This window comes from Ruegeria sp. AN6 (assembly GCF_056540425.1).
In genome coordinates, this window is the sequence record NZ_JBQFWR010000033.1 from 1 (window position 1) to 11,452 (window position 11,452).

The following is an 11,452-nucleotide window of genomic DNA, read 5'->3' on the forward strand; positions in this document are numbered from 1 at the left end:
TATGACAGATGCCCAAAGGTATTCCTCTCGGCTATCGCTCTAGCAGCTACCGTGCTGTTCTGGCTGTAAATCAATGAGTCTGGAGCCTAGTATGAGAGAGCAAATCGCGCCGCATATCGGCGTAATGGAAAATGTGTATGTTGGGATGTTGGATGTTTGACTTGAAGGACTTGAAGTGATGAACGATGGCCTCAAGGGTGATCCCATCGGCCATCTCCTCTCGAACGGTCTCACCAAGAAAAAGGGCGAATGAAGCTGTCGGCTCATCCGGGAACCTGTCTTGGATCAGGTCTTCCTTCAGGTTTGCCACATGTCGGCGCATCGAAAAATGTGCGTCGATTGGGTGTCTGAACACCGCGATGTAGGTGCAATCTGGACCGAAAGGAATGCCGTCAAAAGGCGTATGGGTCTTGATGCATCTTCTGTGGCTTTGAGCTTCGAACATTCGAGCTATGGGGAGTTGATCTCGAAACGCAGGGTCGAGCCAAACCGACAGGTCATCCATGACCTTGTCCATACCTGGCTTTTCAAACAAGAGCGACAGCACAAGGGCTTGCGTCCATGTTGTTCCGCACTTTGGCGGTGTTGCAACAATCACATCTCCTTGGCGCAGCGCGAACATGTCCCAAATCCGATTGTCGGTGAGACGTGTTCTGTACTCGAATGCCTTCCTTGAAGACGCCCGTATCGTCATTCTGATTTCCGCCAATGGACCCTTAATGAAACGATAGCAAGCATGCGGCGCTGAACCTAGAATTTTGATGGCACCCGAGTAGGAAGGCCTTTCAAAGTGCCAAGCGAAAACCTTGCATTCGCGGCTAGAAGCTCGTTTTGCCCTCAAGGCAGTCATACGCGGCACCTTGCTCCAGTGCCTGTGCTGCGGTGTAAAGTCGAAATTACAAAGTTCGGTTTTTCGAGGTCCGCTTCTGCCTAATTTACCCAAAAGCAAAAAGCTTGCGTGTCGTTATTCGGTCACTGATGTTCATTGAATATTGATCGCGATTTATGCGCGAAACCCCTAATATCCCTTTGACACTCCTTCACAATGGATACGCGGGAGGATTTTGTTTGGAGCGGTACTTGGCTGCCATACTCGTGGCTGATGTTGTTGGCTATAGCGCGCTTGTCAGTGCTAACGAGGAAGCCGCATTGCACACATATAGGGGCCACTTTAGGGCGCTGGAGCCGCATGTCGGCCTGAATGGCGGACGCCTATTCAAAAGAACCGGTGACGGTTTTCTTGCAGAGTTTTCCTCGGTTGTAGATGCGCTGGCATGTGCGGAAACGATGCAACGTCAGATGGCTGAGCGGAACGGGGCGCGCGGGCAAAGTCCGGAAATGCAATTCCGTATGGGAATTCACGCGGGCGATGTTTTTGATGACGACGGTGATGTTCTTGGTGACGGCGTCAACATCGCGGCCCGGCTGGAAAGTCTTGCTCCTCCCGGAGGGATCATCGTTTCAGGTCGGGTTTACGAAGACCTTGTGGGTAAGGTGGATGTATCGTTCACCGAATTGGGGCCGCAATATCTGAAGAATATCACACGCCCTGTAACTGCTTACTCGGTACAAACAGCATTTGCTACTGAATCCCCGATAATTCAATCTCGCCCAGACAAGCCTTCGGTGGCCGTATTGGCGTTTGACAATCTGTCGCCTGACGCTGAAAAGGATTACTTTGCAGAAGGTATAGCCGAAGATATAATCACCAGCTTGTCCAGAGTGCCCTGGATATTCGTGGTCGCCCGAAACTCCTCTTTTTCTTACAAAGGGCTTTCGGTTGATGTGCGTCGTATCGGCCGAGAGCTTGGTGTCCGCTATATATTGGAAGGGTCCGTTCGCGGCGCTGGTGACCGGTTGCGTGTCACGGGTCAGCTGATTGATGCGGAAACCGGGTCTCATGTTTGGGCGGATCGATACGATGGCAAGCTCGATGATGTTTTTGAGCTTCAGGACCAGATTACCGAGGCTGTCGTTGCTTCGATTGCGCCAGGTATCCGACAAGCTGAAATAGACCGTGCTGCTCACAAGCGCCCTGACACCCTTGGAGCCTATGATCACTTCCTACGTGCGCAGTCCTTGATCTACAGGTTCAATTTCACTGAAGCAGACGACCATTTGTCAAAAGCTCTTTCACTCTCAAGTGAGTACCCATTGGCAAGCGCTCTTCGAGGCTGGATCCGCACTTTGCTATGGAACCCGGATACGCGTCCAAACGAGGCCCGATTTGATTGCGCAATTCAGCTGGCACATGAGGCTCTGGCGGCATCACATCTTGACCTAGAGGCGCAAGCATATGCCGGTTACGTACTCGCGTTTCTGTCGGAGGATACAGAGTATGGTTTGTCACTTGTGGATCAAGTCGTCGAGAGAAGCCCAAATTGCGTTTCAGCCTGGGGATCCAGTTGCGTGCTGCATGGCCTGATGGGCCAAGCACAAACGGCACAGGCACATGCCAGGGAGGCGCTCCGACTTAACCCGAATGACCCACTAAACTACCGTGTCCACATGGGTATCAGCCTGTCGCAAATCGCGGAAGGGAACTGGCGCGATCTAAGAGAAACCGCCCAAAAAATGCGTGCATTTCATAATACTGTGACTGTCTTTCGCCTGAACGAACTTGTGGCGGAAATGGCTCTCGGCAATGAGAGCCGAGCTAGAGAACTCGCACGTATTCACATGTCGCGGGAACCCGATTTTAGCGTTTCAATGTTCCGGCATATGCGCGCTCGTATCTCTGTCGCAAAACCAGAAATCTATGACGCCTACTATAAAATGCTGGCAGCCGCAGGCATTCCTGATTGACGACACCAGTTGTAGACCAGCGGCAAGTCATAGCAAGCATGCAACATGTGGAAACATATTTTTTGCCGCTGGAAGAATGCCCAATTTGGTCTGCGAACAAGGCAAGCTTGTTGAACTAAAGGTTCTGAAAGGTGCTGGCCATTTGGGTCCCTTTATCGGTGGCCAGAATGGCCGCAAATTTGCGTTCCATCTCCGTTGCTCCGAGCTAACAATCTCCAATTGGTGCCTGCTTACTTTAGCATAAAATCGGTCGGAGCGAGCCACGGTAGCTGAGGTTTTAATTTCCAGCTTTGAAAGACCGTTCGGGGCTGCGAGCGGTCAATCATGCTCATCGCAGAAAATGGCAGCGTTGAGCCCAAAGCCGAAAGAATCCTACTTTTGCCGAGCTCGTACCTCGGCGGCCCGACGAACTGCGAGTACCGCTGTTGCGTAATCTCCCAAAGAAATCCCTCTGAAAGCGAATGCAGCCGGTTTCTCGCTCAAAGTGGTATCGACTGCTCCCGAGACAATTTCCGTCAAGTCCCCTGTTACTCGCTGATATGGCAGCATTGGTTTATCGCTTTCAGATTCCTGTTTTCGGTCGTCAACAATAACAGTTTTGAAAGCGGTCATACCCTCTGGAAGCCACGGAATGCAGGCATCCGTAATGGCGGCGAAGGCAGTCGGCTTTAGCCATCGGGCATCCAGAAAAGGTTCGATGGAATAGTCCAAAGTTATTGATGTCACTACCAGATCGGCATCACGCAAGGCGTCCTTGGCACTGGTGGCTGTTTGGGCGTCGAGGTCCATGTCCCGAGCCCGACGACAAAGCTTGTCGACATTCGCTTTGCCACGTCCGAACACACGAATGCTTTTCAAGGGGAAAACCTCGGAAAACGCAACCAAATGGGAGTGAGCTTGCACGCCGGCCCCAACAAAAGCCACTGCCTCAGCATTTGGATCAGCAAGTCGACGCGCGGCGACGACTGACAGTGCCGCTGTTCTAACAGCCGTTACCCAATTTGCCCCTAAGACTGCCCGGAGAACCCCGGTTTGCCCGTCCATTACCATGATAGCGCCGTTAATCGCAGGGAGCCCCTTTGCCGGATTGTTCGGACACACCGTTACCTGTTTGGTCACGATGAACCCATCATCTCCTACTGCCAAGGTCGACATTGCGTACCGTCCATCCCCGGGCAAAATGGCTGTCTTGGGGGACGTATGAAGCTGCTTACTTGCCTTGGCTATCAGCGCAGATTCAATCGCGTCGGCAACTTCCGAAGGTTGGATACCTAAACCTTCCAAGTCTTTGTCAGAAAGATAAGTTATTTTGCTTTCAGAAGTCATGTTGGCGCCGCTCCGCTTTTCAACCCGGCTTCCCGATTAGGCTATTAAATTGCGTGTTAACATAAGCTTTGGGTGTCTAGATTGGGACTTCACTCGAGTACATTATTAGTTGCATTGGGATTTCTGTTTTCATGCTTACGGTCTCAAGTTGTCTCAAGCCAGTTGAGTTTGAAAATTGTATGCTCTCCTTCGAGACCTTTAAGCGGAACAGTCATTTGCTCGGCAAACTGAAACTCCTGTGATCCGCCCACCATGATCCGTGTGGCATCCGAGACGCGGATGTCACTTGGTGCTGCCAGGGCGGCTATACGTGCTGCTTTGTTGACAACAGTCCCGAAGTGATCAGCATCAGAAGTTATCACTTCGCCGGTATGCAAGCCGATGCGAACCCGCAACTTTGGCTCGTTTGTTTCCGCCGCGTTCGCCTGTTGAATATTTTGAGCTGCCAGCAATGCTGCCCTTGCGGAAGCAAAAGACGACATCACCCCGTCTCCCAGTGATTTCACCGTACGTCCACCACTCCCGACGATCTGCGTTTCAACAAGTCGCAGATGTCTTCCGAGGGCGTCGCTCCAAAGCGTATCGCCTATAGCCTCAGCGATTTTTGTGCTGTCCGCGATATCGGTGAACATGATGGTCGCTATACCACTTTGGCCGAGTTCGTGGGGTGTAGAGAGGGCGGCATCAAGCAGTTCCTCAAAGCCTCGGGCCTCATACCCAAATCCCTCTACGTTGTTGACCGGTAGGGAATTGTGAACGTGCACAATCTTCCAGGATCCTTTGTCGAGTTTCAGAATGACCGTAGAACGTAGGTGCGCGATCTGTCCTGTTTCAATACCCTCAATGCTTGCTTCCCATTCGACCCAACCGAGTGATCCGCATTCAAATCCTCTCAGGTCTTTTGGGTGCCACTTGAACCGTGGAACCTCACCGATGTATTGCTCCATACCGCGACGCAGCGCATCGCCTTTCCAAGCCTCGCCGTGTGCTGAGCCAAAGTATGACAGGGCAGCGTCGTCAGAAAATAGATGTGCCACCGTCTCTCCATCGCCCCGACCGTAGGCGTTGATCCATCGTGCCACTATAGCGGCGAGTTCCGAAGAGGGGCTGATCGTATCTCTCATGCCAAAACCGTCGCGTCGATAGCCAGAAAACTACCTCGAAAAACATGACCTTCGCACGTCCAGTTTCTATAGAAGCGTATCATGGCAGAACCTTTCTCGAAATCTCGATTTCTGAGGTCCTGTCAGTGTAGGCCAAGCCGGGGCGGCCATAAAGACAACCCGTTTCAATACCAAACTGATAACAAAAGCGCTTCACGTCTACTTCTTCCAACCCACCGCGAAAGAGCCTGCAACACCCAAACCAGTGTTCATACAAACAGTTGCTTGGAACTGAGGTGCCCGGATCGGTTTTGATCCAAAACAAGGCTTTGAGTCTTTTGAGACACTAAACTCTGCGCCAGAAACCCTGTTTCAGGTGAAACGCTATGACCAAAAACCTATCGGTTTTTCTTATTTTGGCTGGTTTAGTAATTGCTGGTGCGTTGCTGTATGTCGTTGTTGCCGAGGATGACAATGAATTACCGGTCGGATTTGCGAAAGGAAACGGGCGGGTTGAAGCGGAACAAGTCGAAATAGCACCAACTAATGCAGGTCGGGTTGCGACGGTAACGGCAACAGAGGGCAGTATGGTTGCAGCCGGTCAAATCCTGGCCGAAATGGACATAGAGGAGCTATCTGCCGCCCTGGACCGGGCTAAAGCCGAAGTAGCATTGGCAAATCAAACAAAGGCCGAAGCAGAAGCGCTCGTTGTGCAACGCGAAAGCGAACAGCGCAGGGCTGAGCAAGAGCTTGATCGTGCCACGGCGTTGCTGGCAGGACAAAATATCTCCAAAACTATTTTTGAAGATCGCGATACCACTCATAAGGTTGCTACAGCAGTATTGGGCGCCGCCAAAGCCCGAGTTGCAACCGCAGAAAGCCGTATTGCTGCCGCTGAGGCGGAAGTGCGCAGGATTGAGGCACAGATTGAAGACAGCGCTCTAGTGGCACCTTTGCCAGGACGCGTGCTTTACCGGCTTGCAGAACCCGGAGAGGTGGTTGGCGCGGGCGAACCAATCCTGACTATGCTTGGCCTTGAAAATGTTTACATGGAAGTTTTTCTTCCGGCGCGTGAAGCCGGACTTTTGCCCATTGGAGCTGAGGCTCGCATCGTGCTCGACGCTTTGCCGGAATATGCGATACCTGCATACGTGAGCTTTGTTTCTCCCGAGGCACAATTCACCCCCAAACAGGTCGAGACCCTGGATGAGCGAGAGCAACTGGTTTTTCGCGTTCGCGTCCGTATCCCAATAGACTTGGTTGAAAGTCGGATTGAGCACGTCAAAACCGGTCTGCGCGGTGTCGCGGTGATCCGGCTGAACCCAGTCGCTGCATGGCCTGAGGCGCTTGAACAACGCATCCCAGAAGAGCTGTTCGAATGAGAGTAGAGGATGACGCCTGCGATATTCACATTTCAGGTGTTACGCACCGTTATCGCAAGCATGTTGCATTGGATTCTGTTTCGTTGGAACTGCCAGGCGGCCAGCTTGTTGGCTTTATCGGGCCGGATGGGGTGGGAAAGTCTACACTGCTTGGTTTGATCACCGGCGCAAAGAAACTGCAATCCGGCAATATCGACGTTTTAGGCGGCCCGATTGGCAATTCTGGCCATCGACACAGGATTTGCCCAGCCATCGCTTTCATGCCGCAAGGGCTGGGTCGAAACCTGTATCCGGAGCTATCTGTACGCGAGAACCTCGAGTTCTTCTCAGGGCTCTTTGCTCAAGGGCATTCAGAGCGGGATGACCGTATCGCAGCGCTATTGGCTGCGACAGGGCTTGCGCAGTTTGAAGACCGTCTGATGGGCAAGCTCTCGGGTGGGATGAAGCAAAAACTAGGTCTTTGCTGTGCGTTAATCCATGACCCCAAACTTTTGGTTTTGGATGAGCCAACGACCGGGGTCGATCCGTTGTCGCGTCGGCAGTTTTGGGCTTTGATTGATGCAATCCGAGCAAAAAGCCCTGAACTGTCGGTATTGGTTTCAACGGCGTACATGGAAGAAGCCGACGATTTTGACCGGATTGTCGCGATAGACGCGGGTCAAGTCATCTTTCATGGGAAGCCCGCCGAACTGAAAGGGAGTGATGTCGACCTCGAAATTGCATATCGGCGTCTGAGAGCACGGGAGTTGCCTATCGAACCGGCGGGGAAAAACAAAACGAATGGGCAGATCGAAGCAAGCCCAGTGATAGTTGCGCGTGGACTGACACGACGCTTTGGTGATTTCACTGCTGTGGACAACGTCGACTTCACAATCAATCGCGGAGAGATATTCGGGTTTCTAGGATCAAACGGTTGCGGCAAGTCCACGACAATGAAGATGTTGACTGGCTTGTTACCTTCCAGCTCAGGTGAAGCACTGCTGTTTGACAACCCTGTCGATGCATATGATCGAAAAATGAGGCGTGAAATAGGCTACATGAGCCAGGCCTTTTCCTTGTATGGCGAGTTGTCGGTCCATCAGAACCTACAATTGCATGCGCGGATATTTGCAATTGCCGACCGAGAACAACGTGTTTCGGAACTCACTGAGCGCTTTGGGCTCGAGGAGCACCGGCATACGTTGGCGACGGCACTGCCCCTAGGGATCAAACAGCGACTGTCGCTAGCCGTAGCAGTGATCCACCGTCCGCGGGTGCTAATACTCGACGAACCAACATCCGGTGTGGATCCAGAGGCACGCGATTCCTTCTGGGACTTGTTGATTGAGCTGTCGCGAAATGAGTCGGTAACGATCTTTGTGTCCACTCATTTCATGGGTGAGGCGGAACGCTGTGATCGCGTTTCTTTTATGCATGCTGGTAGAGTTCTAGCCGAAGGTACTCCGGCTGACCTGATCGCTGTTGAAGGGGTGGAAAACCTTGAAGACGCCTTCATTTCGATATTGGAAGCAGCAGAAAAACCAGTCTCTGTTGTCGCGCCAGAAGTGGGTTTTAGGACCAAATCCCACGCCGGGGGAGGAGCGTTTTCTCGTATATTGGCATATGCGCGGCGCGAAACCGTTGAAGTAGCTCGCGACCCGGTGCGTTTGGCTTTCGCGTTTCTGGGTTCTGCTATCCTAATGTTAGTTTTTTGCTTTGGAATTACGCTGGATATCGATGAGCTTGAATTCGCGGTACTTGACCTTTCTCAGGGGCCGGAGAGTCGTGCTTATTCGGCTGAATACGCCGGATCGTCCTACTTTAAAGCCACATCGCCGCTGCAAAGCGCAAGCGAAGGGCGCGACCGTCTAGTGGCAGGTGAGGTCTCTCTGGTTGTTGAGTTGCCACCTGACTTTGACCGAAAGATGAGTACGGGTGAACCGACCCAGATACTAGCAACTGTAGACGGCGCTATCCCATTTAAAGGTGAGACAGTTGAAGGTTATGTTTCCGGATTGCACCAATCATTTCTCGCGGAATATGCCCTTAACAATGGCAAAAGCCAGATAGATATCGCCAGGATCGAACCCCGGTTTCGCTACAATCAGAGCTTTGAAAGCATCGCCGCGATGGCTCCGGCAATGCCTGCTATCTTACTGATTATGTTGCCAGCTGTTTTGACTGCCGTAAGCGTAGCAAGGGAACGAGAGCTGGGGTCAGTTGTCAATTTCTACGTGACACCAACCAAGCGGCTTGAATTTCTAGTCGGCAAACAAATTCCGTACATTTTGATCGCCTACGCAAATTTTCTGCTTTTGGCCGGAATGACCGTTTTTCTTTTCGGGGTGCCGTTAAAAGGAAATCCTTTCCCTTTAGCTGTTGGTGCCCTTCTTTACGTCTGGGCAACGACATCCTACGGGCTGTTGATCGCTACAATGACATCCAGTCAGGTGGCCGCAACATTTGCAACTGCCATCGCCTCAGTTGTCCCAACAATCCAGTTCTCAGGTCTGTTGCAACCTGTTTCGACGCTCGAAGGAGGCGCACAAGTGGTGGGCTCTCTTTGGCCTTCCTCATATTTCCTACACCTAAACGTTGGTGCCTTCACTAAAGGTTTGGGTTGGGAGGCCCTTGCGCCAGACATTCTGGCCCTCGCCTGCTTCGGACCAGTTCTGACACTGATCGCAGCCCTATGTCTTCGGGCGCAGGAGAAGTGAATGCAGCGCTTCTACTGCATATTCTGGCTAGGTTTGAAGGAAGTGATGAGCCTGCGCCGTGATTGGGTGATGATGGCATTGTTGGTTTGGTCATTCACGCTGGCCCCGATCATGGAAGCAACGGGAGTGGCAAGTTCTGTACACAACGCCTCGATAGCGTTTGCGGATGAAGACGACTCGCCACTATCTCGAGCACTTGCTACAGCATTTTTCCCACCAGAGTTCCAGCCTGTCGTCCAAATCGAACCCGGAAAAGGACCTGCGTACATGGATGCTGGGCGCTTTATTTTCGTTGTGGCTGTGCCCCCCGGATTCGAAAAGGATCTGCGCGCAGGGCGCAGTCCGGAGATTCAAGTTCTTATTGACGCAACCGCAATGGAACAGGCCGGTATTGGTGCAAACTACATCACCAGTATCTTGAACGCTGAAATACATCGCTATGCAATTGGTATCGATCTAGTAGATGCTCCCTCAATCAGTGTCATTCTAAGAAGCGCCTTCAACCCAAATAGAGATACTGTACGTTTTGCTGGTATCGTTGCTTTGATCGGCCAGATCATGTGGCTCACAACTATATTGACCGGAGCTGCGATGATCAGAGAACGAGAGCACGGGACTATTGAACATCTCCTTGCCATGCCGCTTGCTCCTTTTGACATTGCTATTGCCAAAATTTGGGCGAATGCAGCAGTGGTTTTGGTCGCCGCTGGTCTTTCACTAACCTTTGTGATGCAGGCTTCTTTGGGCGTCAGTATCGCTGGATCCAAGATGTTATTTTTGGTTGGCACGGCGTTGTTTCTTTTTACTGCGACGGCGCTTGGGGTGTTTCTGGCAACCATTGCACGCTCTATGGCGCAGTTCGCGCTTCTGGTCATGTTGATTGTGCTGCCAATGCTAATGCTGTCAGGTGGAGAGACCCCAATTGAAGGACAGCCGGCGTGGTTGCAGGCAGGCACTTTGGTTCTGCCGTCACGCCATTACATGTCAGCAAGTCAGGCCATTGTTTTTAAAGGCGCTGGTATTGAGACTGTCTGGCCGGAATTCGTTTGGATGACGTTTTTAGGAGTTGCTTTGTTACTAATGAGCCTACGGCTTTTTCGGCGTTCTCTTGCGCAGATCAGCTAGCGCTTTAATCTGTTGGCTGTGACAGATTGGAGCGCTAGCTGATCTGCCTCTGAAGTCTGTTTAGAAATCTGCTGGGCAGAAGTCAGGGCATCAGCGTCTGTCTGAGCGTTAGCTTCAATATCTCTAGTCGTGTTCACACTATACGCGCCGACGGCTGGATTGCGATGCAATCGAGGTTTTCAAGGGCTATAGTCGCAAACTGTAGGTTTGCGCATAACACTGCGCGGTATTTGCGCATAACTTTGCACGATTTGCCCATAAGTTTGCGTGCCACAGAGAACCCATCGAACAAACCAGCTCCTGTGGCTTATCTGCAATTTTCAAATGCAACTTATTCCCAATCGCCAGCAGATGAGCGCCACGTCTTAGCGTCCGCATCCCAAACACTGGCGGTGACGCAAGGCGTTGGGTTTATTCCGTCGCAATTGGATCCATGAATATCCGCAACAACAACGCGTTGACGCCCAAAATCAACAACCGTCCAGCCCTGGTTGAGCAAGGATTGAACCTCCTCTTCAATCAAAAAGTGCGACATACATCCGCCAGTTCCGCAGTAAAGAGATGCGGCGCTCGAACACGCAAAACCAGACTCATTCAAAACCCAGTCGCGTTGTAGATCTCCGTCGAGATCGACCCTTTCAACCGCACCCCAATCTAAGTCAAACTGACCGTCGTTGAACGACGCGCATGCCTGCGCCGCCAGATCAACCTTTGCTCGCAAACCGGTTGGAAGTCGCGAAACGTCAGCCGCGACAACTGGTGAGGTCCAAACCAGGCCCGAACCCAGCAGGATCGCAGATACCAAACGTTTCAAGTAGCTTGCCAATTGGGAAGCCGGTTGGAAGATGGCTTCAGTTGCATTGTTCATACCTGTAGTCCCCGTATTCCAGCCAGTTTGCCGAGCCTTCGTTAAAAATCAGAAATTCGGACCTGTCTTCACCAAGAAGGGCGACGACAAATCCGGCCGGTGGCTCAGAGTTTCCGAAGTAGCTGTAAGCTGTCATGGCTCTGATCG

General features: G+C 51.9%; 8 protein-coding genes. 4 read left to right on the plus strand and 4 right to left on the minus strand.

What is annotated here, in order from left to right; all coding sequences use genetic code 11:
- Positions 1-70: 70 nt before the first annotated feature.
- On the minus strand, positions 71-850 hold the full coding sequence (locus ACR0MQ_RS22730; RefSeq protein ID WP_480611210.1) for a sulfotransferase domain-containing protein: 780 nt from the start codon (positions 848-850) through the stop codon (positions 71-73).
- 230 nt (positions 851-1,080) lie between these two features.
- Between ACR0MQ_RS22730 and ACR0MQ_RS22735 the strand changes: the two genes are divergently transcribed.
- Positions 1,081-2,805, plus strand: coding sequence for an adenylate/guanylate cyclase domain-containing protein (locus ACR0MQ_RS22735; RefSeq protein WP_480611213.1), 1,725 nt, complete (start codon positions 1,081-1,083; stop codon positions 2,803-2,805).
- A gap of 372 nt (positions 2,806-3,177) precedes the next feature.
- Here the strand turns inward: ACR0MQ_RS22735 and ACR0MQ_RS22740 are convergent, their stop codons facing one another.
- Both ACR0MQ_RS22740 and ACR0MQ_RS22745 read right to left on the minus strand, forming a co-directional pair.
- Complete coding sequence (locus tag ACR0MQ_RS22740) at positions 3,178-4,131, minus strand: ornithine cyclodeaminase family protein (RefSeq protein ID WP_170473716.1); 954 nt, start codon at positions 4,129-4,131, stop codon at positions 3,178-3,180.
- 143 nt (positions 4,132-4,274) lie between these two features.
- Positions 4,275-5,255 (minus strand): nuclear transport factor 2 family protein, encoded by a 981-nt coding sequence (locus ACR0MQ_RS22745; protein WP_170473712.1) that lies wholly within the window; start codon positions 5,253-5,255, stop codon positions 4,275-4,277.
- Between the two features lie 365 nt (positions 5,256-5,620).
- Here ACR0MQ_RS22745 and ACR0MQ_RS22750 point away from each other — a divergent pair, with 365 nt between their 5' ends.
- From ACR0MQ_RS22750 to ACR0MQ_RS22760, 3 genes are read left to right on the plus strand one after another with little or no spacing between them, the layout of a single operon-like run.
- Entirely contained in the window at positions 5,621-6,616 is a 996-nt protein-coding gene (locus ACR0MQ_RS22750; RefSeq protein WP_480611216.1) for an HlyD family secretion protein, read from the plus strand.
- The gene (gene rbbA, locus ACR0MQ_RS22755; protein ID WP_480611219.1) at positions 6,613-9,312 is read left to right on the plus strand and encodes a ribosome-associated ATPase/putative transporter RbbA; all 2,700 of its coding nucleotides are present in this window, start codon (positions 6,613-6,615) and stop codon (positions 9,310-9,312) included. The genes ACR0MQ_RS22750 and rbbA overlap by 4 nt, the downstream gene beginning before the upstream one ends.
- Positions 9,313-10,437: an ABC transporter permease gene (locus tag ACR0MQ_RS22760; RefSeq protein ID WP_170473703.1), complete on the plus strand. Its 1,125-nt coding sequence runs from the start codon at positions 9,313-9,315 to the stop codon at positions 10,435-10,437.
- A 331-nt stretch (positions 10,438-10,768) separates the two neighbouring features.
- On the opposite strand, the gene ACR0MQ_RS22765 is transcribed toward ACR0MQ_RS22760, so the two are convergent.
- The gene (locus ACR0MQ_RS22765) at positions 10,769-11,305 is read right to left on the minus strand and encodes a hypothetical protein (protein WP_480611222.1); all 537 of its coding nucleotides are present in this window, start codon (positions 11,303-11,305) and stop codon (positions 10,769-10,771) included.
- Positions 11,306-11,452 lie beyond the last annotated feature (147 nt).

Bases quoted from the DNA above. Each gene is read 5' to 3' on its own strand.
- ACR0MQ_RS22750 (WP_480611216.1), top strand. From the start codon at position 5,621: ATGACCAAAAACCTATCGGTTTTTCTTATTTTGGCTGGTTTAGTAATT.
- ACR0MQ_RS22745 (WP_170473712.1), bottom strand. From the start codon at position 5,255: ATGAGAGATACGATCAGCCCCTCTTCGGAACTCGCCGCTATAGTGGCA.
- ACR0MQ_RS22760 (WP_170473703.1), top strand. From the start codon at position 9,313: ATGCAGCGCTTCTACTGCATATTCTGGCTAGGTTTGAAGGAAGTGATG.
- ACR0MQ_RS22730 (WP_480611210.1), bottom strand. From the start codon at position 850: ATGACTGCCTTGAGGGCAAAACGAGCTTCTAGCCGCGAATGCAAGGTT.
- ACR0MQ_RS22740 (WP_170473716.1), bottom strand. From the start codon at position 4,131: ATGACTTCTGAAAGCAAAATAACTTATCTTTCTGACAAAGACTTGGAA.
- rbbA (WP_480611219.1), top strand. From the start codon at position 6,613: ATGAGAGTAGAGGATGACGCCTGCGATATTCACATTTCAGGTGTTACG.
- ACR0MQ_RS22765 (WP_480611222.1), bottom strand. From the start codon at position 11,305: ATGAACAATGCAACTGAAGCCATCTTCCAACCGGCTTCCCAATTGGCA.